Below are 23,877 nucleotides of genomic sequence, written 5' to 3' on the forward strand. Positions count from 1 at the left end.
AATAACCTTAATACACTACAAGAATGACGCCCAAAGGCGCCATTACAAGGTTAAATATCGCGACCGAAGTCTATCGCCTGTTTGAGTACGTCTTGCGTCGTATCAGCAATTACCTCGGCAGTGCCAATGCCTGTAGGCAAAACCAATCGTAATTGACCAGAGAGGACTTTCTTATCTCGCATCATGTGCTTGATGAAGTCATCGAAATTCATACTGTCTGGAGTATGCACAGGCAGTTTTGCACGACGCAAAATCGCAACAATACGCTCAAATTGCTCTTCCGAGATCAGACCGCGTAGATGCGACGTTTTAGCCGCCATAACAGTGCCGGAAGATACCGCTTCACCATGCAGCCAATTGCCATAGCCAAGTTCCGCTTCAATCGCATGACCAAAGGTGTGACCTAAGTTAAGCAAAGCACGGATGCCCGACTCTTTCTCATCCTGAGCCACCACTTCCGCTTTTATTTCACAGCAACGTGCGATCGCATAAGTTAGTGCTTCTTCATCCAACGCATACAAGCGCTCAAGATTGTCTTCTAACCATACAAAAAAATCCGCATCGTAAATAATGCCGTACTTAATGACTTCGGCGATACCCGCAGCGAACTCACGTTCAGGCAACGTCGACAGGCAGTTGGTGTCAATGATCACGGCTTTAGGTTGGTAAAACGCACCTATCATGTTCTTACCCAACGGATGGTTCACCGCGGTTTTTCCACCAACCGAAGAGTCCACTTGGGATAGTAATGTGGTCGGTATTTGAATAAAGTCGACCCCACGCTGGTAACAGGCAGACGCAAAACCCACAAGGTCGCCAATAACACCACCACCTAACGCGATGATCACAACATCACGAGCATAACTCCCTTCCAGTAAGAAGTTCATTACTTGATTAAATACATCCAAGTTTTTGTACTGTTCACCGTCAGGCAATTCTAACAAGGATGCACTACAACCGAGCTGCTCGAGTTGCTTTAAAATTTTGTCTGCATACAAAGGTGCCACTGTGACATTACTGATCACAACAACTTTTTGTTTTGCATTTTTGTTTGAGAGAACTTGAGAGAGGTACGCCGGGTCCTCAAATAACCCGGCGCCAATAGAGATTGGGTAGCTACGCTCAGCTAGGTTGACCGTAATCCGTTCCATCGGTTTGCTCCAATTAAAAAAAGATAAAGACTTATCTCTCTTCTAGCATTTTTACGATCTGGTTGGCTACCACTTTTGCACTTTGATCGTCAGTGCGAACAGTGTAATCCGCTACTTCTTCATATAAAGGATTACGTTCTTCAGCTAATTGCTCCAATACTTCGCGAGGGTTATCCGTTTGAAGTAAAGGACGCTTCTTGTCGCGGTTTGTACGCGCAAGTTGCTTTTCAATCGTCGTTTCTAAGTAAACAACAACACCACGTGCCGAAAGACGATTGCGGTTTTCTTTGCTCTTAACAGAGCCACCGCCAGTCGCAAGCACGATGCCTTGCTCTTGTGTTAGGTCTTCAAGTACCGCTTCTTCACGCTTGCGGAAGCCTTCTTCACCTTCTACATCAAAAACCCAAGAGATGTCTGCACCAGTGCGTTCTTCGATCACTGTATCGGAGTCAACAAACTCCATATGCAGTTGCTGTGCTAGATGTCTACCAATTGTACTTTTGCCGGCGCCCATTGGGCCAACAAGGAAAATATTACGTTTCTCAGCCATGTTTAGCAGTAATTTACAACATTGATTCAATAAGATCGCCACAAGAAAACACAGCTAAACTGCTGTTCTACAAGGCTTGTGGCACCAGTTCCTCACAGATAATTCGTGATAAGACCCGAAATTATCCAAGCATGGTGCCACTATTGCAACTTTATTTTTGATTTAATCAGTTTTTCCCGAGACAGAACTACTGAATCACCACCTTAGGCGTGACGAAAATTAACAGCTCACTTTTGCCAACATTCTCATAACTTCGACGAAAAAGAGCACCTAATAGCGGCAGGTCGCCCAACAAAGGTACTTTGTCCACCGAGTTAGTAATGCTGTGCTGAAAAATACCACCAAGAACGACCGTTTCACCGTTATTCACTAACACTTGCGTCCCGATACGTTGAGTATCAATCGCAACAGCTTCACCAGTGCCTGTCTTCACGACTTGTCCAGGTCTATCTTGCGTGACACTTAAATCCAACACTAAGCGGTTATCCGGTGTGATTTGCGGGGTCACTTTCAAACTTAATACCGCCTTTTTGAACGTCACCGTCGTTGCACCACTTGATGATGACTCAAGATAAGGAATCTCTGTACCTTGTTCAATATAGGCAGGCTTCTTATTGGTAGTGATCAAACGTGGGCTCGAGATAATCTCAGCTTTAGACTCTTGTTGCAGAGCAGAAAGCTCAAGATCCAACAAGGTGTCTGAACCTAACTTTGCGACCTGAAAAGCAATGCTGGTCGCATTCGGGCTGGTTGCAGCTAAGTTTACATTTAGGAAGTCATCGATCCCTACTCCATCACCGTCATCACCCCCTTCTCCATTATAGAGACCGATCGTGGCGAGGTTGTTCTCAATAGAACCGCCCACTGTATTACTGCCATTAATAGACGTAAAACCCCAACGAATCCCTAACTCGTCCATGTTACCTTCATTGATGGTCACAATACGCGCCTCAATTTGAACCTGTTTAACTGGAATATCCAAAGACTCAATAATTTCTCGAATCACCTCGATGTTTTCAGGTAACTCTCTAATCAATAACGAGTTAGTTCGCTCATCAATGGTCATACTGCCGCGCTCTGACAGCATGCTGATATTTCCTTCACCATTGATCATCTCCGCAATGTCTGATGCTTTAGCAAAATTAACTTTGATGATTTCAGATGAAAGCTCTCCCATTTCTTCCGTCAGTTTTTGTTTTTCTAACTGCTGCTTCTCACGCAAGTCCAGCTCATCAGTCGGAGCAACTAAAATCACGTTGCCATCAACACGCTTATCTAACCCCTTAACTTGCAAAATAATATCCAGCACTTGCTGCCAAGGGACACCATCAAGACGAAGCGTGAGGTTGCCTTCTACAGAGTCGGAGACAACCAAATTGAATTGGTTGTAATCAGCAATAAGCTGCAAGACGTTTCGCACAGGAATATCTTGGAAGTTAATCGAAATAAGCTTACCTTCTCTTTCTAAAATGCTTTTATCTGGGGCTTTCTCATTGGGTTTGATCTTCGCTACTTTGATTTCCAAAAAACGCCCCGTTAAACGGTAATCATGCATGTATTCTTCATTGATGTGCGCAACCAAGCGCGTCGTCGAGGTGTCGCGAAACACTTCTACGCTCTCAACCACAGTCGAAAAGTCTTTCACGTCTAGGAGATACAATTGCTCGTCTTTTACTGAAGTGTTAAGCAAATCGATACTTAACCCTTCCTGTACACGCTTGATATCTACAATCGCAGCCGGTGACGCTAATTCGACAACAATCACGGCGTCTTTATCTTTATTAGTTCGAAAGTCGATACTTTTTAGGGCATTGGACGAAACTTCTTCAGCTGCCGCTAAAGGGGCTAAAAATACAAACAACCATAAGGAGAAGAGCCCAGTAAGTATCCTTGGTGTACGTGTTAATCCTTGTCTCATTTTCATTACTCAATATCAAAAATAAATGGGGCTATCTCAAAGCCAACTTAACTTTACGTTTTTGCCAACATCCTAAGCCGTCGGGCAACGTTTCATTAATCAACAAATAGGAGTGGCTGACATGGGTCACTTTGCCATTATTGCGTCCGAGGTATTGACCCGGCTTAACTTTATAGACGGTGCCATTGGGAGCCTGAACGAGGCCAGAAACCGTGTTATCCATGCCCATGACCCCTTTCAAACGTAATTGGCTTAATGGGAATTTTTCTAATTTTCCAGTTCGCCTTCTTGAGGGCGGTTGCCAACAATCTTTTCTTGCAACTGGCTGAGTCGCGATGATGGCTTCTTTGGGTAATTCAAAGGGTGCACGCTGTACTTCCGGTGCGTACGTGACTGCAACATACTTGTCTGCGGGCTTAAGCTTCTCGACCTCTCGACGCGCCTGTGTTTCCACTCCTCGAATAAAATCCGTCAATGATTCATCATTCGCCTGGCAGCCCATCAATAGAGAACCCATCAATACCAACAACAAAGACTTACTTGTCATTTTTCGTCTCCTCCGGCTTAAACTGATAGGTGTTAGCGCGCACCCGAAAGTGCAGGGTTTCGCTCTCTTGGCTGACACGTTGCCAAGTCACATCTTTAAACGTGATGATTCGAGGTAGCGTCGCTATTGCCTGAGAAAAATGGCCGATGTCATGAAAGTCGCCCGTTAACTCTATGTTTAAAGGAAGACGATAAAGGAAGTGCTCTGATTGTTTTTCGCCCCAGTCGATTCGGGTGAAAGTCAGCTTATTGTCGATGCCAAGCTCATTCACTGAAGCGAGCATTGTAGCCAGCTCTTTTTGCGCAGGCAGTTGTTGCAGTAATAACTCGTAACGAGTGGTAAGTTCATCCAATTGAGATTGAAGCTGAGGCAACGCTGCCACTTTGTTCGCTTTGATCTTCAATGCCACCTTGAGTGTCTGCTCCTGCTGGATCAAGTGATTCAACTGTTCTTCTTTCGGTTTAAGGTAAAACCAATAACCTAAGCCTTGAATCGCCATGATCAGAAGCGCGATTACTACAATCTGGGGCAACAATGGCCACTCGGCCATTTCATCTATTTCGAGATCCTGCCAATCAACCACGTTGAGCCTCCAATTTCTTCTCCGTTACTTTGAACATGAAAGACACTTTGAATGTTTGAAACTCTTTCCCAAAACGGGCTTTGCCGTGAACGATGGAATGCATTTCTACGTCGTTCAACTTGGCCGAGCGCTCCATGTTGTCCAGCATCGTGGCAAGTTTTGGAGTGCTATCTGAGATCCCAGAGATCTCAATTTCCAGATCATTCATTTTGATCTTGTCGACATATACACCTTCAGGGATAACGGCAGGCATTAAGTTCATGAACTCGGTCGTTTTGTTTCGTCCGTTTTGTAAACCTTCAACGACCTTTAGACGTTCGAGGATTTTGCTGTACTCTTGCTCTGCAATTTTCATTGCTTCAATACGCTGGTCGAGTTCGGCAATGTAGTGAGTGAGGTAATCGAGCCGCTCCTGTTGTTGATCTTGTTGGTACTCAAAAAACTTTCCAATACCCCACTGGATGCCAACAGCGACCAACATGCCTAATGCGACCAAACTGATGAAGCGACGTCGGTGCTCTTCTCTTTGATTCTCTCGCCAAGGAAGTAAATTAATGCGATAAAGCACGGGCGCCTCCTAGCCAATGAATGCCACGAACGGCCAGTCCGGCTGCTGTTGAGAAATGCTGCCAATCCACAGCACGACGCTTACGCTTAGACACCTTCATCTCAAATAGCCCTAGCGGATTTAGCAATTCACACTCTAACGACAATTGTTGAGACAACTCTTCTACGAGCATGGGAGTGGAGGCCCCCTCCCCTGATAACCAGATACCCTTGATGTTTTGTGAGCCATTGATTGAGGTATAGAGCTGCATCTGGCGCTTTACTCGCTCTACGATTTGACGGTTAAACAGCTCTGTTTTCTCCTGAGCATCATCGGACAGAAAATCGACTGGAGAAGCGCTGTTTGCTCCGCGTGTGCCGTAAGCAAACTCTTTGTGAAACAGTTCACCTTGTTCGGTAAACATGGTGAAGGAGCTCGATAAGGTGCCAATATCGAGTAAGCAGTATTTGTTTTTGTCAGGAAAGCGATCGGCGGTGAGCTTCCAGATATGACCAAGGCTTTGCGAATGCACGTCCACTAAAACAGGTTTTAGTCCGGACTTTTGTAATGCATCGACTCGGCCTTCTACCACATCTTTTCTTGTCGCAAACACTTGATAGCTATCACTGCCACTCTGCCCGCCCTCAGCGCGAAGACGAACGAAGTCTAAACTCAGCTCTTCGACAGGGAATGGCGATTGATGAGAAAAGGCTTGTATCACTGCAAACTCAACTTCACTCTCTTCAAGATTTTGTTCTATTTGCAGTTTCTTGCTAATTACCGAGTTATCAGGAACTGAGATCGCAACTTTTTTAGCACCAAAAGGCAGTTCTTTTTTTATCTGCTTGAGGGTCTTTACAATTTCTTGATGATTTATGGTGTTATTTTCAGCGACAATACCTTCCTTTAGTAATATTTCTTTGTAACCCAACAGAGCGTAATTGTTGCCTGTGGGTTTAAGTACTACGGCTTTGAGGCTGTTATGGCCTATATCGATGCCGGTAACGATTAGCTTATCCATCTCTTACTCTCGCTCCGAAATTTCTTCGTGCAAAGGTTGTTATTAGCATCCAAATAAGAGTTAATATCTCTTATGTGCTAAATTTTTGACCTAAGAGTACAAGGGTTTGCCGTTACACAGCCTCAACCAATCAGGGATTCTCCGGTGAAGTTCATAAAGCGTTTATTATTTTTAACATTGATTTGCATAATTCTTGGAGTCACCACAATATTTGGCTTCTATCAGTACGTGAAGCCTGAATTGCCAGATGTTGCAACTCTAAAAGACGTTGAATTACAAACACCTATGAAGGTGTTTAGTCAAGACGGGAAGCTGATCGCACAGTTCGGTGAAAAGCGTCGTATTCCTGTTACTTATGACGAAATTCCTCAAGACTTAATTCACGCGCTCATCGCAACCGAAGATAGTCGTTTCTATGAGCATCCTGGTATCGACCCTATCGGCATCACTCGTGCAGCGGTTGTTGTTGCGGTTTCAGGCTCGGCTAAACAGGGTGCAAGTACGATTACGCAACAGCTAGCTCGTAACTTCTTCTTATCTAATGAGAAGAAGATCATGCGTAAGATTAAAGAGATTTTTATTGCTATCCATATTGAGCAGCTTTTAAGTAAGCAAGAAATCATGGAGCTTTATGTCAATAAAATCTTCCTTGGTTACCGCTCATATGGCTTTGGTGCTGCCGCTCAAGTGTATTTTGGCAAGAGCCTTGATGAATTGACGTTAAGTGAGATTGCAACACTCGCTGGTATGCCAAAAGCGCCATCAACCATGAACCCAATTTACTCTCTTGAGCGCGCAACAAAACGCCGTAACGTTGTATTAATGCGAATGCTTGATGAGAAATACATTACACAAGAGCAGTATGACGAAGCACGCAATGAGCCTATTGTGGCGCGTTATCATAGCGCTGAGATTGAGCTTTCAGCGCCTTACGTAGCAGAGTTGGCTCGTGCATGGGCAGTAAAAGAGTACGGTGAAGAAGAAGCTTACACCTCTGGCTTGAATATCTACATGACTGTGGATTCTAAACTGCAAGATGCTGCAAATACGTCTGCGGTAAATAACCTCTTGTCATACGATGAACGTCATGGCTACCGTGGTGCAGAAAGTGTGCTTTGGAAAGAAGGGGAAGCAGCCTGGGGCAATGAGCAAATAGAAAAGCACCTGAAGAAACAGCCAACTTATGGTGACCTTTACCCTGCGGTTGTGACGAAAGTCGATGATAAGACGGCGCAAGTATGGGTTAAGAACCATGAAGAGCAAACCATCCCTTGGACTGGAATGCACTGGGCACGTAAGTACATTACTGATAACCGCCAAGGCTCAACACCAAAGTCAGCGCATGATGTGCTAGCGACAGGTCAACAAGTTTGGGTTCGCGAAGTAAGTGAAACCGATGAAGATGACAACACAACACTGAGCTGGAAACTGAGCCAAGTGCCGACAGCAAACACCGCGTTTGTTGCGATGAACCCAGAAAATGGCGCGATATTGTCGCTGGTTGGTGGTTTCAACTTTGTTCACAGCAAGTTTAACCGTGCAACCATGTCAGTACGTCAGGTTGGTTCAAGTATCAAGCCTTTCATCTACTCGGCAGCAATTGACAAAGGGCTGACTCTAGCCACTTTGATTAACGATGCGCCGATTAACAAGTGGGATGCAGGTTCGGGTTCAGCTTGGCGACCAAAAAACTCACCACCAACTTATGGTGGTCCAACGCGTCTTCGCCTCGGCTTAGCTCAATCAAAAAACGTCATGGCAGTGCGTACACTCCGTGAAGTTGGCCTCGAGGAGACACGTCAGTACCTTACTCGTTTCGGTTTTGATATTAACCAAGTACCGCGCTCAGAGACCATCGCACTCGGAGCTGGCAGCTTAACACCAATGAAAGTGGCACAAGGTTACTCTGTGTTTGCGAACGGTGGTTATTACGTTGAACCATTCTATGTAGAACGCGTGGAAGATGCATTCGGTGAAGTACTGTTTAAAGCCAATCCAAAGAGTGTTTGTCATAAGGATTGTCCACAAATGAGCGAGCAGCCAGAAAATCGCTACGCTGATGAATTTGGCGAACAAGACGTCGCAATTGACGGCCTTGCAACAGACAATGCCCTTGAAAATGATGAACCTCAATATGCACCGCAAGTTATCTCTGAACAGAATGCATTCTTAATGCGTGAGATGATGTACAGCAACATTTGGGGTGGCGGTAACTGGCGTGAAGGCACAGGTTGGAATGGTACAGGCTGGCGCGCGCAAAAACTTGGTCGTCGTGATATCGGAGGTAAAACGGGTACAACGAATGATTCCAAGGATGCTTGGTACAATGGCTATGGACCTGGTGTCGTTGCGATAGCTTGGGTTGGCTTTGATGATCACTCACGTGCACTTGGCCGCACCACTGTTAACAGCAACCTAGGGCAAGGCCAAATTTCTGGTGCCGAGTCGGGTGCGAAAACCGCAGAGCCTGCTTGGATTGACTTCATGCGTGTTGCGCTAGAAGGGACGCCGGAGCAAGGTAAAAATATTCCAGAGGATATTATTCGAGTTCGTATTGATCGCAACAGCGGTATGCTAACGCACAAGGTAGATAGCACATCAATGTTCGAATACTTTGAAAAAGGCACGGAGCCTACCGAATACGCTGGCGACCGTTTAGAAGATAGTATTTATTCTTCAGGTTCTGGCGCAGAAGAACTGTTCTAAATCACAAAAGCACAAGGGAGAGCATCAAGCTCTCCCTTTTTATTTCTGCTTTTTATGCTGCAGCATTCAATGATGGATAAGAAGCCAACACCTCTTTAATCTTCGCTGCTAAAGCTTCAAACCTAGCTCGTAATGGTGAGCCCGGACGGTATACGAGCACGATATTACGCGAGGGGGTTGGGTTAACAGCTGGTACGTAGCATACGCCATCTTTTTGCTTCTCATTAGGGATAGAAAGCTGAGGCAATAACGTAATCCCCGCACCGGCAGCAACCATGTTGCGTAACGTCTCCAAGCTGGTGGCTTTAAAACGCTCATCGTCTTTTGCACCAGCGGCAAAACAAAAACCTAACGCTTGATCTCGCAGACAGTGGCCGTCTCCCAACGCTAAAACGGTTTTACCATTCAGCTCCAACATATCAACATGGTCGAGAGAGGCCCACTCGTGGTCACATGGCACTGCGACACTTAATGGCTCTTGATACACTTCGATCTCTTTAAATGGCGCAGTTTCATCAACCGAAGCTAAAACTAAGCAATCTAGTTTGCCTTCTTCCAATTGACGCACTAATTGATGTGTTTGAGCTTCGTGCAGAAATAGTTCCAACTCAGGAAATGCTTCTTTTATCTGCGGCAGAATTTTGGGTAGTAGATAAGGCCCAACCGTCGGGATGAAACCAATATGCATCGGTCCAGTCATGGCTCCGCTTTGACCGCTTGCCATATCTCTGAAGGTTTTCACTTCACTTAAGATGCGTTTAGCCTGCTCCACCAGCTGTAACCCTGAATCGGTAAACAAAACACGTCGGCTGCTTCGCTCTAAAAGCGTGGTCCCGAGTTCATCCTCTAGTTTACGAATTTGCCCACTCAATGTTGGCTGGCTAACAAAACATGCCTCTGCCGCTTTGCGAAAGTGCTTATGTTCCGCAAGTGCAACTAAGTACTCAAAATCTCGAATATTCATAATTCACGCTTCGCTTCTTTAACAATAGCTAATACCTATCAAAACCATAACACCAAACGATTAGAGCTATCAAAGAATTTTTACAATAATGGGCTCAACAAAACGAAACAGAGCGACGAAAAACGCTAAGCTCTATACGCATAATTTAAAATAGTTAAAGGAAATCATTATGTTTGTATCTAAAGAAGGTCAACAAGTCCCTCAAGTTACTTTTCCAGTCCGTCAAGGTGACTCTTGGGTGAATGTAACGACCGATGAGCTATTTAAAGGTAAGACCGTTATCGTATTTAGCTTACCAGGTGCATTTACTCCAACCTGTTCATCAAGCCATCTACCTCGTTACAACGAATTGTTCCCTGTATTTAAAGAGCACGGAGTGGATGAGATTATTTGTGTCTCGGTCAATGATACGTTCGTGATGAATGCATGGAAACAAGACCAAGAAGCAGAAAACATTACCTTCATCCCGGATGGTAATGGTGAATTCACCGATGGCATGGGTATGTTAGTGGATAAAAACGACATCGGCTTTGGCAAACGTTCATGGCGTTACAGCATGCTAGTAAAAGATGGCGTAGTGGAAAAAATGTTCATTGAGCCAAACGAACCAGGCGACCCATTCAAGGTGTCAGACGCAGATACGATGCTGAACTACATAGCGCCTGACTACAAAACGCAAGAATCCATCACGGTGTTCACTAAACCAGGCTGCCCTTTCTGTATGAAAGCGAAACAAAATCTGATTGACCACGGTCTTCAATATGAAGAAGTGATTCTGGGTAAAGACGCAACAACAGTTAGTCTACGAGCTATATCTGGTCGCACGACTGTTCCACAAGTCTTTATCGGTGGCAAGCACATCGGCGGTAGCGAAGAGCTAGAAGCGTATCTAGGCTAAGCTGTCCAAAGCCTACACCCTCGGTCTCCGGTGCCTTTGGCTCGGAGGCCAACCCTAAACCACTTCTTCTACTAGTCTAGATAAGTAGTCATCTGCCAATAAGGTGACTACTTATCCAGATTCAACTATCCAATTCACTCTCCAAGCTCAATGTAGCTAGCTTGGCTTAAAACAAAAGCGAGAGTTCACGATGAAACAAGTAAATGTCGACGTAGCGATTATTGGTGGCGGTACGGCTGGTCTTGGTGCTTATCGAGCAGCAAAAGCTCATACCAACAGCGTAGTAATGATTGAGGGCGGTCCCTACGGAACAACCTGTGCTCGTGTCGGATGCATGCCGTCTAAGCTGTTAATTGCGGCAGCAGAAAGTGTTCATCAAATCGAAAAAGCACCTGGATTTGGGATACACCCGCAAGGTGAAGTACGAATTAACGGACGAGAAGTTATGGATCGTGTAAAGCGCGAACGCGATCGTTTTGTTGGCTTTGTGCTTGAAAGTGTCGATGATATTCCCGCTGAAGACAAACTATCGGGCTACGCGAAGTTTGCCGATGACCGCACTCTCATCATAGATGATCATACTCAGGTCACCGCACAGCGCATTGTTATTGCGACAGGATCTCGTCCAGCATATCCGGCAGCTTGGAATGAACTGAGTGATCGCCTAGTGATTAACGATGATGTGTTTGACTGGGATGACTTACCAGAGTCCGTGGCAGTATTTGGCCCAGGAGTCATCGGTCTTGAATTGGGTCAGGCTTTACACCGCCTAGGGGTGAACGTGAAGCTCTTTGGCCTTGGAGGACAAGTGGGCCCACTGACAGACCCAGAGGTGATGGCATATGCAGATAAAGCCTTTAAGGAAGAGTTCTACCTTGATGCAAATGTAAAAGTCGAAAGCATGAAACGCATTGCTTCGTCAGACAATGACGGCGAAGACAAGGTCGAAATCCAATTCATCAACCATGATGGCGAATTAGAAACTTTCGTTGTCGATTACGTATTGGCCGCAACGGGTCGTCGTCCAAACGTCGATAAGCTGGCGATCGAGAACACCAATGTGGCTCTCGATGAACGTGGCGTACCAACGGCGGATCACTATACATTGCAAACTTCGGTAGAGAGCATCTTCATCGCAGGTGATGCAAGTAACCAAATTCCACTGCTGCACGAAGCCGCTGACCAAGGCCGTATTGCTGGAGACAACGCAGGCCGTTTCCCAGATATTCGTGCGGGTCTGCGTCGCTCACCAATTTCAGCCGTGTTCTCCGACCCTCAAATTGCTATGGTTGGCGAAACATATAAACAACTAGAAACACGTCTAGGCACATGTGGATGTTTCGCAACCGGTGAAGTCTCGTTTGAAAATCAAGGACGTTCGCGCGTCATGCTTCGTAATAAAGGCATTCTGCATGTCTACGGAGAGCAAGGCACTGGACGTTTTTTAGGTGCAGAAATGATGGGCCCGAATGCAGAGCATCTTGCTCACCTTTTAGCATGGGCGCACCAAAATAGGATGACGATTTCTGAGATGTTAGATATGCCCTTCTATCACCCAGTGATTGAAGAAGGCGTCCGCACCGCTCTACGTGATTTGAATGCAAAACTACACTTAGGGCCAGAAATGGTGAAACATTGTCTTGACTGCGGCCCTGGCTGCTAACGCTTTCAGGCTTCTATCTAAATATAAAGCAAAGCCTCGTCATCAACGAGGCTTTGCTTTGCTACTTCGGCGCAATAAAATCTCTCTTACGCTGCCATCATTGCATAGCGACTGACCATACAAATCGCGACAACACCGATCATAAAGAACCCACCAGCGATACTTAGCGCAAGTTTCAACTCTGTCGACATCATTATATTTCCTGTTAAAGACTGACAGAGCACCATACATCAATTACGTGCCACAAAGCTTTTACAAAGCTAACTTTCCATTTTTGGTTGTGTCATAGCGCTCTAAGTCCGGTACAAGAAACGCTTTCCACCATATAGTTAGATATATAATCTGAAGCAACACTAATGGTTTGGAAAACACTATGACTTGTCGCCGCTGCGAAGAACATTGGTTTTGGAAAAAACTTGGACGTTGCCAACGATGCTTGGATCAATTGACGGTACTTTCTGTACTGTGTTGGATTGTATGGTGGTTTACGCTCAAAGATGATCCACAAAGCATCGAGTCGATCGCTTTGATCTTTGCCGGCTTCGCTTTCAACGTTTTGTTGTTTTTACACTTATGGATGCGTTTTGTCATCTTGCCTTGGCAGCGTCGACGGGGACAAAAAAGACGAATAAAAAAGAGAAAAGTGACAGATAGAAAAAAGCCCCAAAACCAATGTCAGTTCTGGGGCTCTCTTAGATTCTTCTAAGAAAAAGCAGTGGTACTTTAATAGACCGGGCTTCCTCTCAAAGGTTCCAAATTTTTTCGATTTTTTTAGCGAATACTGATGTAAGTAAGCAGGAAAATGACTATGTCATTGAATGCTAATAAAATCACTCCACAACTTCAGTTCATGCCACATGCGTTTTTTGGATCACTTGCTCCATTAAATTGATCTCAAGCGCTACCTCATCACATGCATGTTGACGTGGGCACTGATCGCAATCTTTCAGAACTTTCTCCGGCAGTAATGACTTCGATGTCGGTAAAAAGCTTTGCTTCATAAAGAACTCAGGCGTTCGCGTTAGAACAAAGACTTTCTTGATCGCCATCTGGCGCGCTTTCTCAACCAAATAGTTCACAATCGCACTGCCCTGCCCTTGGCCTTGCCAGCCCGCTTCGATACCAAGAGAGCGTATTTCAGCCAACCCTGAGTCATACACATATAGAGAAGCGCAACCCGTCACTTCACCATGATGCTCAGCCACCGCGAAAGAGCCAATATCTCTCACGAGCTCATTACGAGAGCGCGGAAGATTCTCACCAAGGTTCGCCCAGTAAGCAACCATACCTTCCAACGTTTCAATGTCCGTCAAACGTGCAGGACGCACTTTCACCGCCGAGCTGTCACGCTGGCTCAGGCGCTTATCCGCTTGTTCTACCGCGTAAGCGACCTGGTGAGGCGAAACACCACCCAAAGCACAACGCTTTTCCAAACACGAATCGATAGTCAGAATGTCATACACATCCGCTTCAATGACCTCTGAGAAGGCTTTTAACTCTTCGATAGACAGCTCTTCTAGCGCACAACCTTTAGCAATAGCACCAACGACCGCGACACCGACGATGTGGTGAGCTTCACGGAATGGGATGCCTTTCGCCACTAGGTAATCAGCTAACTCTGTCGAGTTTGCGTAACCTTGTTTCGCCGCTTCTAGTGTGCGCTCGCCATTCACTTTAATACCGTCAAAACACAGAGCTGCCATTTCCATGCAGTCGTTCCATGTATCTAAAGCGTCAAACAACCCTTCTTTATCTTCCTGCATGTCTTTGTTGTACGCCAATGGCAAGGCTTTAACTGTCATCATCATGCTCGATAATGCGCCATAGACACGCCCTGTCTTACCACGGATCAACTCAAGTGCATCTGGGTTTTTCTTCTGTGGCATTAATGACGAACCAGATGTCACCGTGTCCGCTAACTCAATGAAGTTTGACTCGCCTGAATTGTAGAAGATCATATCTTCTGCAAGACGAGAAAGGTGAAGCATAGAAATCGACGCCACCGACATCAGTTCCATCACATGATCACGATCTGAAACCGAATCGAGTGAATTACGCGTAGCACGGTGGAAACCGAGATTATGTGCTAACTGTTCGCGATCAATCGGATAAGCCGTTCCCGCTAAAGCACCCGAGCCAAGTGGACAAGTGTCGAGACGCTGTAAGGCATCATTCAGACGAGAGTAGTCACGCTCGAACATTTCAACATAAGCCAAGCACCAGTGAGCAAAGGTTACAGGTTGAGCACGCTGAAGATGAGTATAGCCTGGCAATACGGTGCCTTGGTGCTGTTTAGCAACATGGACCATTTGTGCTTGTAGGCGATCTAAAGCAATCAATAATTGCTGACCTTGCTGACGACACCAAAGTTTCAAGTCTGTGGCGACTTGGTCATTCCGAGAACGCCCAGTGTGGAGTTTTTTACCTAAATCTCCCACTTTACTGATTAGCTGCTGTTCAACCCAAGAGTGGATATCTTCTGCATCAGAGCGAAGAATTTGGTGAGGGTCTTCCATCACTTCTAACTTCAGCTCATTTAAAGCAAGTTCCAGTTTTTGCTGTTCTTCTGCCGATAGCACATCAACAGAAAGCAGAGCTTTAGACCATGCGATTGAACCTACGATGTCTTGCTCAGCCAATCGGTAGTCAAAACGCAACGAATCATTGAACTCTTTAAATCTGGTGTCTGCCGCTTGGGTAAATCTTCCGCCCCATAATGCCATTGCGTCTCTCCTGATGACTATTGCTTACTCTAACGTTCTCGAATGAGTAGTAACCAATTTGATGGTCATTTGCTCACTTTTTCTTATGGGTCAACGTTACGGCAATTTCGATAAAAAATAAAGTATAAATTCAATATTTTTACATATATATTCAAACAAAATTTAGATACCCGCTTTTAGAAACCAAAAGACCCGCCTATAAATGGCGGGTCTTTATTCAATCCAAGATGGATGTTAAGGGATTATTTCTTCTGGCTGTTCAATGCACGAATACGGCTTGATAGCGAGTAAAGACGGATAAACCCACCTGCATGGCTTTGGTCGTAAACTTCATCTTCACCAAAAGTCGCGAACTCTTCTGAATACAAGCTGTTGTCAGAACGTTTTTGCGTCACTGTCGCTTGACCTTTGTAGAGCTTAACAACCACTTCACCGTTAACGTCTTGCGCTAGCTCTTCTGAAGCGGCAAGGATCGATTTACATAGTGGCGTAAACCAACGGCCATCGTATACAAGGTGAGACGCTTTTAGACCTAGCTCCTCACGGAATTCGAATGATGATTTGTCTAGCACAAGCTGCTCTACAGCACGCAGCGCTTCCATCATGATGGTGCCTCCCGGTGTTTCATAACAACCACGAGACTTCATCCCAACAAGACGGTTTTCCACGATATCGATACGGCCAACACCGTGCTTAGCGCCCTTCTCGTTTAGGTAAACCAGTGCGTTGTATGGTGTCATTACTTCACCATCAACTTCGACCACTTCACCTTTTTCTACTTTCAGCGTGACGTATTCCGCTTCATTTGGCGCTTGCTCTGGGTCGACAGTCCACACCCAGCAGTCTTCGTTTGGTGCGTTCCACGTATCTTCTAAAACGCCGCCTTCCGTCGAAATGTGCCATGCGTTTGCATCACGTGAATAGATCTTAGTAAGAGACGCAGAGCAAGGAATATTACGCTCAGCGAGGTAATCCAAACACTCTTCACGGCTCACTAGGTCCCACTCACGCCAAGGTGCAATCACTTGTAAGTCCGGTGCTAGTGCTGCGAATGCGCCTTCAAAACGTACTTGGTCGTTACCTTTACCTGTACAGCCATGACACAGAGCGTCCGCGCCCACTTTACGTGCCACTTCAACCTGCGCTTTGGCAATGATTGGACGCGCCATCGATGTACCTAGCAGGTACTTACCTTCGTAGTACGCGCCGGTTTTTAGCGTTGGGTAAATGTAGTCTGCGACCATTTCTTCTTTCAAGTCAGCGATGTAGCACTCAGAAGCACCAGAAGCTTTTGCTTTCGCTTCAATGCCTTCTAGCTCTTCGGCACCTTGACCAACATCGGCAACGAAAGCCACTACTTCACAGTCGTAGTTCTCTTTTAGCCACGGGATAATTACTGAAGTATCTAGACCGCCTGAGTATGCGACTACCACTTTATTTACGTTCACTTTGCTCATGTTTTTTCTCCAAACTTAACTGGCGCTGCGCTCGGCGGTCAGTGCCAACTACGACTTCCTAATATTGAATTCTTTTGCTGATGCTTATTGAGGCAAGAATTGAGTACCAATACTTTCACCAGCGAATAACTGTGCTAATTTTTCTGGGTAACGCCAGGTCGCGACTTCAATTGGACGGCCAAGATCATTGGCGGCCTCCAAAGCGGCTTTAACTTTGACGATCATGCCATCGGTGATCACATGTCCATCGATCAACGAGTTAGCTTGCTGCTCTGACAGGGTTTTGATCAAATGGCCTTTTCCATCTAGTACACCACTCACGTCTGATAACAGGACTAACTCCGCATCTAATGCGCCCGCAACCGCGACTGCTGCTTGATCAGCATTCACATTCATCATCTGGCCATCTTTGGTTAAACCAATTGAACTGATGATCGGCAGTGCACCTGTGTTTAGCACCGCTTGTAATAGTGCTGAGTCACCCGGTGATGCTTTGCCTACCGCGCCGAGTTCTGGGTCAAGTTCTTCAACAAGACACAAACCACCATCCGCAAGGCTAAGGCCCACAGCGTTAAGACCGTCCGCAATCGCTTGACCTTGAAGTAACTTATTCGCAGTGCCTGCAAGCGCGCCTGCAATCACAGGAATTTGATCGTAAGGCGTTACGCGTAAACCGTTTTTCTTAACGGTTTCAAGCTGAAGCTTTGCCATCAACTCATCAACTAGGTAGCCACCGCCATGAACGATGGCGATTTGTCGCTGTGCCGATTTTTGGTAAGCCGCAATGGCACCAAAAAGTTGGCTTAAGGTTTGAGTGCATGATAGAGCTGCACCACCTAGCTTAATGACTAAAGGAGCTTGATTGGTTTGCGTCATCGCATTTCCCTCTTTCAACGACTACAGCAACGCTGTCAGTTCTGGGTAACCGTAATGAATATTGAGACATTGCATCGCTTGACTCGATGCACCTTTAAGTAGGTTGTCGATAGCTGAAATCACAATGATGTGTTCGCCTTGTACCTTCCAGCCGATATCGCAGAAAGGGGTATTTTCGACATCCTGAATACGTGGAATACCGTCGCCTTTAAGACGCACCGCAGGCTTGCCTTGATAAGCTTGTTCAAACGCCTGTGCCACTTGTGATTCTGTCACTCCTTGCGCAAGCTTCATGGTGATAGTGGCAAGAATGCCGCGTTTAAAGTTGCCGAGGTGCGGAGTAAAAATCACATCGCAACCCAAGTGCTGAGCAATCTCTGGCTGGTGACGATGGTTAAATACACCATAGGGTTGCAAGCTGACTTCACAGAAGCTGTTAACCATGGAGGCTTTACGCCCTGCACCTGATACACCACTGGTTGCGTTGATCACTGGCCATTGGTTGGTATCAAGCAACGCATGTTCTAATAAAGGTTTGATTGCAAGCTGTGAAGCGGTTGGGTAGCAACCTGCTACTGCAATCAAAGGAGTGGTTTTTATTGATTCTTGGTTCCACTCTGCTAAGCCGTATGCTGCTTTATCTAGCCAGTTGTTATGTTGATGTGCGAAGCCATAAAAAGTGTCGTAAAAGCCTTCACTTTTCACACGGAATGCACCCGATAAATCGAATACCTGACAGCCTACCTCCAAGAAAGTCGGGGCTAAGTCATGGCTGACTTCGTGAGCCGTTGCCAAAAACACCACGTCCGATTCTTGAGCGATTTGCAGTGGATCCGTTAGTGGTAAAACTGGCATATCAATGATGCCCGCTAGCTTACCGTGCAGCTGCGCGATGCTCTTTCCCGCATCAACACTGTTGGCGGAAACGTATAAACCTGATAGCGTGAGTTGTGGGTGTTTATTAACCATTAACGCTAACTCTGCGCCGGTGTAACCGCTGGCTCCAATAATCGTGGTTTTTAGCATTGTGTGACATCCATATACTTAAAGGCTCAAATGACTATTCATATTTAATTTTTGCTTTATTTTGATTTTTTATTCATTAAATATGATTTAATATGTGTTTTACATTTTTGTGGTCTGTCTGTCAACAGGAGATTTGAAGAATCCATGCAATTACCAACTTTTCTAGAGGTCTATGAAGGACTCATCAGCACCTCTTCTATCAGCTCCACGGATCCGAGCTGGGATCAGGGCAATGCAAAAGTCATCGAAAAACTCGCATCTTGGTTTAAAGATCTGGGTTTTAGCGTTGAAGTGATCGAAGTCGAGCCAGGCAAGCACAATATGATCGCACGTATGGGAGAGGGAGAAGGTGGCCTTTTACTTGCTGGCCATAGTGATACCGTACCATTCGATCAAGGACGATGGAATTTTGATCCGCATAAACTGACGGAAAAAGACAACCGCTTCTACGGTTTAGGCACAGCAGACATGAAAGGCTTTTTCGCCTTTATTTATGAAGCAGTGAAGAAAGTCGATTGGAGCAAGCAGAGCAAACCACTTTACGTATTAGCCACTTGTGACGAAGAGACCACCATGTTGGGCGCGCGACATTTCACAGCAAACGCCCCATTTAAGCCGGATTACTGCATCATTGGTGAACCCACCAGCCTTGTGCCAATTCGAGGTCATAAAGGGCATGTGGCAAATGCCATTCGCGTAACAGGCAAGTCCGGTCATTCATCGGACCCAGCGCTTGGCGTTAACGCTATTGAGATCATGCATGAAGTCATGTTCGCCATGATGCAACTGCGTGACAAATTGATTAAAGAATATCACCATCCGGGTTTTGCCATTCCAAGCCCTACCCTAAACCTTGGACACATTCACGGTGGTGACAGCGCTAACCGTATTTGTGGTTGCTGTGAGCTGCATTACGACGTGCGTCCTCTTCCCGGCATTAGCCTTGATGGTTTAGAGAACATGTTGCGCGGAGCATTAAAAGAAGTCGAAGCGAAATGGCCTGGGAGACTGGAGATTATTCCATTGCATGAGCCTATTCCGGGTTACGAATGCCAACATGACCACCCATTTATCGGTGGTGTTGAAGAGATCTGCCAAACCAGTTCAGAAACCGTGAACTACTGTACTGAAGCACCATTTCTACAACAGTTGTGTCCAACCTTGGTGCTCGGCCCTGGGTCAATCGACCAAGCCCATCAACCGGATGAGTTTCTATCCTTCGACTTTATCGACCCCACAATTGATGTGCTTTCAAAGGCGATGGTCAAGTACTGCTGTTAATACGCGTTTAAGCTCGAAAGTCTGTGCAGCTCGATTGAGCTGCATCTTTTTATCTTCACAATTTAGCGCTAGTCTTAACACTTATTTAACTTGTTATTTTGTAATTAATTTTCACTTCTTACTCTATGGCTGCCGTAAATTTGCTCTAAATCAGGAGACAGCGGAATAATTGCAAACTTAGTCTGCTTTATTTGACTATAACTGGTGCTTTTCGCTAGATTGGAGTCTTAACAAGGACAATGGATGTAGTTTTTTTACGAGGCAGGACGACAATGAACGAGAAATACGCCGCACTCAAAAGTAATGTGCGCATGTTAGGCCACTTATTGGGTAACACCATTCGCGATGCCCATGGCGAAGAAATCTTCGAGAAAGTGGAAACCATTCGTAAATTATCCAAATCAGCTCAAGCAGGGAATCAAGCAGACAGGGACAGCTTGATCGAAGAAATCAAACATCTACCTGATGAGCAGCTAACGCCCGTTACTCGCGCGTTTAACCAATTTCTAAACCTCACCAATATCGCTGAGCAATACCACACGATTTCACGCCATTGTGAAGAGCACATTTGCGAACCAGACGCGATTAACTCGCTGTTTTCTAAACTGGTACAAAACGATGTGAGCAAACTGGACACTGCCCAAGCGGTTCGTGATCTAAATATTGAATTGGTATTGACGGCTCACCCAACAGAAATTACGCGCCGTACGATGATCAACAAACTGGTCAAGATAAACGAGTGCTTATCAAAGTTGGAGCTAAGCGATCTTTCTTCTAAAGAGCGCAGAAAAACCGAACGCCGCCTAGAGCAACTGATTGCCCAAGGCTGGCATTCAGACGTGATTCGACAACAACGCCCTACTCCGTTGGATGAAGCAAAGTGGGGCTTTGCGGTCGTTGAAAACTCGCTATGGGAAGCGGTACCGGACTTCCTACGTGAGATGAATGACCGTCTAAAATCTTACCTTGGAGAAGGTTTACCCATTGATGCTCGCCCAGTGCACTTCTCCTCTTGGATGGGCGGTGACCGTGACGGTAACCCGTTTGTTACTCACAACGTTACGCGTGAAGTCTTACTATTGTCTCGTTGGAAAGCCGCCGATCTTTATCTCAATGACATCAACGAGTTGATCAGCGAGCTGTCAATGACAGTTTCAAACGATCAAGTCCGTGAACTTGCTGGCGAAGATCAGCACGAACCATACCGTGCGATCCTGAAGCAATTACGCACTCTGCTCAATGAAACCAAAGATATTCTCGATGCTAAGATCCACGGTCAAAAGCTGGCTGTTAAAGCACCACTGCAAAAAGTCGAGCAACTTTGGGAACCGCTGTATGCCTGCTACCAGTCACTAAACGAATGTGGCATGGGGGTAATAGCCAACGGCTCATTACTGGATACACTACGCCGCGTAAAAGCATTTGGTATCCATCTTGTACGTCTTGATATCCGCCAAGAGAGCACGCGTCACTCAGACGTCTTGTCTGAACTAACTCGCTACTTAGGTATTGGTGATTACGAACAATGGAGCGAGCAAGATAAGATTGCTTTTCTAACTAACGAGCTGGCATCTAAACGTCCGCTTCTCCCTCGTGATTGGGAACCGTCTGAACCCGTCAAAGAGGTTTTGGATACCTGTAAGATTGTTGCAGCACAACCGCGTGAAGCGTTTGGCGCTTACGTTATTTCAATGGCACGTACCGCCTCTGACGTACTAGCCGTTCATCTACTGCTACAAGAAGCTGGTTGCCCTTACCGCATGGATGTGTGTCCTCTGTTCGAAACGCTAGACGATTTGAACAACGCAGAATCGGTCATCAAGCAGCTTATGGGGATTGACCTTTACCGTGGTTTTATCCAAAACCACCAGATGGTCATGATTGGTTACTCTGACTCAGCGAAAGATGCAGGTGTTATGTCTGCAGGTTGGGCTCAGTATCATGCGATGGAATCGTTAGTTAAAGTGGCTGAAGAAGAAGGCGTTGAGCTAACTTTATTCCATGGTCGTGGGGGCACAGTCGGTCGCGGTGGCGCACCTGCGCATGCTGCGCTTTTGTCGCAACCACCAAAAAGCTTGAAAGGCGGTTTACGTGTAACAGAGCAAGGCGAGATGATCCGCTTTAAACTGGGACTCCCAGATGTCGCAGTAAACAGCTTTAACCTATATGCAAGTGCGATTCTGGAAGCCAACTTGTTACCGCCACCAGAGCCAAAACAAGAATGGCGCGACTTGATGGAAGTGCTATCAGAAGTAAGCTGTGAGTCTTACCGAAATGTGGTTCGTGGCGAGCCAGATTTCGTGCCTTACTTCCGCCAAGCAACACCAGAACTCGAACTCGGTAAGTTGCCACTTGGTTCTCGTCCTGCAAAACGCAACCCTAAGGGCGGAGTAGAAAGCTTACGTGCAATCCCGTGGATCTTCTCATGGAGTCAAAACCGTTTGGTACTTCCTGCATGGCTAGGCGCAGGTGAAGCGATTCAATACTCGATCGATAAAGGCCACCAAGCATTGCTCGAAGAGATGTGCCGCGAATGGCCGTTTTTCTCTACTCGTCTCGGCATGCTAGAGATGGTGTACTCGAAGTGTAATATTGATATCTCTCGCTACTACGATGAGCGATTGGTGGATGAGTCGCTCCGTCCACTCGGTGAAAAACTTCGTGCTCAGCTTCAAGAAGACATCAAAGCGGTACTGAATGTAGAGAACAATGAAAACTTGATGCAGCATGACCCTTGGGGACTCGAGTCGATTCGCTTACGCAATATCTACGTTGAGCCATTGAATATGCTACAGGCAGAGCTACTATACCGCACGCGTCAAACCGAAGAAGCTTCTGCAAACTTGGAAGAAGCGTTGATGGTGACGATTGCTGGCATTGCTGCTGGTATGCGCAACACAGGCTAATCGTTTCATTTTTAATAAAAAGCTGGGCAAATGCTCAGCTTTTTTTTATCACAGGATAATCGCAACAAAACAAAAGCAGTTAAATACACCACTAGAGACCCAAAAAATACCAAAATAAAAGAATAAAAAACCACAAGCTAACACTATTGATTATTATGTTAGTTTTTTAGGGTAATTTTGTCCTACTATTCCACTTCATGCTTATTATTTATATACTACTTGCCTGCTGAGAGCTCATAAATCCAATCATACCTGCTCCAGCCTTGATGGGACTCCCCATCTCTCTAGGTGATAAACGGCTTTAAGGTGACAGGACCAACATTGTTGGTGCTACTTATACATTAAAAAACTCAAGTGCCAGTAAGAGCGCAGCTGAAAGTATAAGTAGCTTGTTTACAAGTTTATTGACCATTTGGATTGAAGACATGTCATTACCACACGTAATCTTAACTGTTCTTAGCACTCGCGACGCAACCGGTTACGATATCACTAAAGAATTCTCTGCTAGCATCGGTTACTTCTGGAAAGCAAGCCACCAACAGGTGTACCGTGAACTCAACAAAATGGCTGAGAAAGAACTGGTTACTTGCGTATTAGAACCCCAAGAAGGCAAACCAGACCGCAAGGTTTACTCCATTACAGACGCTGGTCGCAGCGCTTTAGGAGAGTGGTTTGATCAACCAACTGCACACCCAACAGTTCGTGATGAGTTTTCAGCGAAATTGATGGCATGTGCCGTTCAACCTGCAGCTCCATTCCGTGACCAACTCGCCGAGCTAGTTGAAGAGTCTCGCAAACTGGTTTCTCACTACAAAGAAATTGAAGCGGCTTACTACGCAACGCCGTCAACTTTAGATAAACAAGCTCGCCTAGAACGTCTAACGCTTCGCCGTAACCTTCTGTTACGTGAAACTTGGATCACTTGGGCAGAAGAAGTTCTAACTGAACTTGAAGTGATTGGTTAAACTCCTTTTGCTTTGATAAAGTAAATTACCACCTTCTAAAGAAGGTGGCTTTGTGTGAGCCCCCTAAAAGGGGGCCTTTGTTTAGTCCAGCGCCA

The 23,877-nt window shown here is 45.8% G+C and carries 19 protein-coding genes; 7 read left to right on the plus strand and 12 right to left on the minus strand.

Features of this window, described 5'->3' with window-relative positions; all coding sequences use genetic code 11:
- Positions 1-50: 50 nt before the first annotated feature.
- From aroB to pilM, 7 genes are all read right to left on the minus strand, one after another.
- Positions 51-1,151, minus strand: coding sequence for a 3-dehydroquinate synthase (aroB, locus tag R7E78_RS20835; protein ID WP_005381318.1), 1,101 nt, complete (start codon positions 1,149-1,151; stop codon positions 51-53).
- A gap of 31 nt (positions 1,152-1,182) precedes the next feature.
- Positions 1,183-1,701 carry a shikimate kinase AroK gene (aroK, locus tag R7E78_RS20840; protein WP_005381319.1) on the minus strand — a complete coding sequence of 173 codons (519 nt, stop codon included), beginning with the start codon at positions 1,699-1,701 and terminating at the stop codon, positions 1,183-1,185.
- Positions 1,702-1,888: 187 nt separating this feature from the next.
- Positions 1,889-3,625: a type IV pilus secretin PilQ family protein gene (locus R7E78_RS20845; RefSeq protein WP_318058202.1), complete on the minus strand. Its 1,737-nt coding sequence runs from the start codon at positions 3,623-3,625 to the stop codon at positions 1,889-1,891.
- 25 nt (positions 3,626-3,650) lie between these two features.
- Positions 3,651-4,166, minus strand: a complete 516-nt coding sequence (locus R7E78_RS20850) for a pilus assembly protein PilP (protein ID WP_206954854.1) — start codon at positions 4,164-4,166, stop codon at positions 3,651-3,653.
- Complete coding sequence (locus R7E78_RS20855; RefSeq protein ID WP_033907305.1) at positions 4,156-4,749, minus strand: type 4a pilus biogenesis protein PilO; 594 nt, start codon at positions 4,747-4,749, stop codon at positions 4,156-4,158. The genes R7E78_RS20850 and R7E78_RS20855 overlap by 11 nt, the downstream gene beginning before the upstream one ends.
- Positions 4,742-5,317: a PilN domain-containing protein gene (locus R7E78_RS20860; RefSeq protein ID WP_262640710.1), complete on the minus strand. Its 576-nt coding sequence runs from the start codon at positions 5,315-5,317 to the stop codon at positions 4,742-4,744. Before R7E78_RS20860 ends, R7E78_RS20855 begins: the two co-directional genes overlap by 8 nt.
- Positions 5,301-6,317: a type IV pilus biogenesis protein PilM gene (gene pilM / locus R7E78_RS20865; RefSeq protein WP_017633531.1), complete on the minus strand. Its 1,017-nt coding sequence runs from the start codon at positions 6,315-6,317 to the stop codon at positions 5,301-5,303. Before pilM ends, R7E78_RS20860 begins: the two co-directional genes overlap by 17 nt.
- Before the next feature lie 144 nt (positions 6,318-6,461).
- Between pilM and R7E78_RS20870 the strand changes: the two genes are divergently transcribed.
- Entirely contained in the window at positions 6,462-9,023 is a 2,562-nt protein-coding gene (locus tag R7E78_RS20870) for a penicillin-binding protein 1A (RefSeq protein WP_025768081.1), read from the plus strand.
- A gap of 52 nt (positions 9,024-9,075) precedes the next feature.
- Here the strand turns inward: R7E78_RS20870 and oxyR are convergent, their stop codons facing one another.
- Positions 9,076-9,987 (minus strand): DNA-binding transcriptional regulator OxyR, encoded by a 912-nt coding sequence (gene oxyR, locus R7E78_RS20875; RefSeq protein WP_005381326.1) that lies wholly within the window; start codon positions 9,985-9,987, stop codon positions 9,076-9,078.
- A gap of 169 nt (positions 9,988-10,156) precedes the next feature.
- On the opposite strand from oxyR, the gene R7E78_RS20880 reads away from it, so the two are divergent.
- From R7E78_RS20880 to R7E78_RS20890, 3 genes are all read left to right on the plus strand, one after another.
- A complete protein-coding gene (locus R7E78_RS20880) occupies positions 10,157-10,885 on the plus strand; it encodes a redoxin family protein (RefSeq protein WP_005382781.1) in 729 nt (242 codons plus the stop codon).
- 190 nt (positions 10,886-11,075) lie between these two features.
- Entirely contained in the window at positions 11,076-12,548 is a 1,473-nt protein-coding gene (locus R7E78_RS20885; protein ID WP_262630462.1) for a dihydrolipoyl dehydrogenase, read from the plus strand.
- A 373-nt stretch (positions 12,549-12,921) separates the two neighbouring features.
- Positions 12,922-13,254, plus strand: coding sequence for a DUF3624 domain-containing protein (locus R7E78_RS20890; protein ID WP_250154372.1), 333 nt, complete (start codon positions 12,922-12,924; stop codon positions 13,252-13,254).
- Positions 13,255-13,396: 142 nt separating this feature from the next.
- Here R7E78_RS20890 and argH read toward each other — a convergent pair whose 3' ends face one another.
- The 4 genes from argH to argC form a co-directional block, all read right to left on the minus strand.
- Positions 13,397-15,271, minus strand: a complete 1,875-nt coding sequence (gene argH, locus R7E78_RS20895) for an argininosuccinate lyase (protein ID WP_005381331.1) — start codon at positions 15,269-15,271, stop codon at positions 13,397-13,399.
- Positions 15,272-15,513: 242 nt separating this feature from the next.
- Positions 15,514-16,728 carry an argininosuccinate synthase gene (locus R7E78_RS20900; protein WP_005381332.1) on the minus strand — a complete coding sequence of 405 codons (1,215 nt, stop codon included), beginning with the start codon at positions 16,726-16,728 and terminating at the stop codon, positions 15,514-15,516.
- 84 nt (positions 16,729-16,812) lie between these two features.
- A complete protein-coding gene (argB, locus tag R7E78_RS20905; protein ID WP_005381333.1) occupies positions 16,813-17,604 on the minus strand; it encodes an acetylglutamate kinase in 792 nt (263 codons plus the stop codon).
- Positions 17,605-17,625: 21 nt separating this feature from the next.
- On the minus strand, positions 17,626-18,630 hold the full coding sequence (gene argC / locus R7E78_RS20910) for an N-acetyl-gamma-glutamyl-phosphate reductase (protein ID WP_262640711.1): 1,005 nt from the start codon (positions 18,628-18,630) through the stop codon (positions 17,626-17,628).
- A gap of 144 nt (positions 18,631-18,774) precedes the next feature.
- On the opposite strand from argC, the gene argE reads away from it, so the two are divergent.
- The 3 genes from argE to R7E78_RS20925 all read left to right on the plus strand — a co-directional run bounded on the left by argE (position 18,775) and on the right by R7E78_RS20925 (position 23,782).
- Entirely contained in the window at positions 18,775-19,911 is a 1,137-nt protein-coding gene (gene argE / locus R7E78_RS20915) for an acetylornithine deacetylase (RefSeq protein WP_005381335.1), read from the plus strand.
- A 272-nt stretch (positions 19,912-20,183) separates the two neighbouring features.
- Positions 20,184-22,817: a phosphoenolpyruvate carboxylase gene (ppc, locus tag R7E78_RS20920; protein ID WP_005381336.1), complete on the plus strand. Its 2,634-nt coding sequence runs from the start codon at positions 20,184-20,186 to the stop codon at positions 22,815-22,817.
- 425 nt (positions 22,818-23,242) lie between these two features.
- Positions 23,243-23,782, plus strand: a complete 540-nt coding sequence (locus R7E78_RS20925) for a PadR family transcriptional regulator (protein WP_005382791.1) — start codon at positions 23,243-23,245, stop codon at positions 23,780-23,782.
- The last annotated feature ends 95 nt before the right edge of the window (positions 23,783-23,877 follow it).

This window comes from Vibrio sp. YT-19(2023) (assembly GCF_033337395.1).

Coding starts and splice junctions, on each gene's coding strand:
- R7E78_RS20850 (WP_206954854.1), bottom strand. CDS start 4,166: ATGACAAGTAAGTCTTTGTTGTTGGTATTGATGGGTTCTCTATTGATG.
- R7E78_RS20925 (WP_005382791.1), top strand. CDS start 23,243: ATGTCATTACCACACGTAATCTTAACTGTTCTTAGCACTCGCGACGCA.
- oxyR (WP_005381326.1), bottom strand. CDS start 9,987: ATGAATATTCGAGATTTTGAGTACTTAGTTGCACTTGCGGAACATAAG.
- R7E78_RS20900 (WP_005381332.1), bottom strand. CDS start 16,728: ATGAGCAAAGTGAACGTAAATAAAGTGGTAGTCGCATACTCAGGCGGT.
- pilM (WP_017633531.1), bottom strand. CDS start 6,317: ATGGATAAGCTAATCGTTACCGGCATCGATATAGGCCATAACAGCCTC.
- ppc (WP_005381336.1), top strand. CDS start 20,184: ATGAACGAGAAATACGCCGCACTCAAAAGTAATGTGCGCATGTTAGGC.
- R7E78_RS20890 (WP_250154372.1), top strand. CDS start 12,922: ATGACTTGTCGCCGCTGCGAAGAACATTGGTTTTGGAAAAAACTTGGA.
- R7E78_RS20880 (WP_005382781.1), top strand. CDS start 10,157: ATGTTTGTATCTAAAGAAGGTCAACAAGTCCCTCAAGTTACTTTTCCA.
- argB (WP_005381333.1), bottom strand. CDS start 17,604: ATGACGCAAACCAATCAAGCTCCTTTAGTCATTAAGCTAGGTGGTGCA.
- aroB (WP_005381318.1), bottom strand. CDS start 1,151: ATGGAACGGATTACGGTCAACCTAGCTGAGCGTAGCTACCCAATCTCT.
- argC (WP_262640711.1), bottom strand. CDS start 18,630: ATGCTAAAAACCACGATTATTGGAGCCAGCGGTTACACCGGCGCAGAG.
- aroK (WP_005381319.1), bottom strand. CDS start 1,701: ATGGCTGAGAAACGTAATATTTTCCTTGTTGGCCCAATGGGCGCCGGC.
- argE (WP_005381335.1), top strand. CDS start 18,775: ATGCAATTACCAACTTTTCTAGAGGTCTATGAAGGACTCATCAGCACC.
- R7E78_RS20845 (WP_318058202.1), bottom strand. CDS start 3,625: ATGAAAATGAGACAAGGATTAACACGTACACCAAGGATACTTACTGGG.
- argH (WP_005381331.1), bottom strand. CDS start 15,271: ATGGCATTATGGGGCGGAAGATTTACCCAAGCGGCAGACACCAGATTT.
- R7E78_RS20885 (WP_262630462.1), top strand. CDS start 11,076: ATGAAACAAGTAAATGTCGACGTAGCGATTATTGGTGGCGGTACGGCT.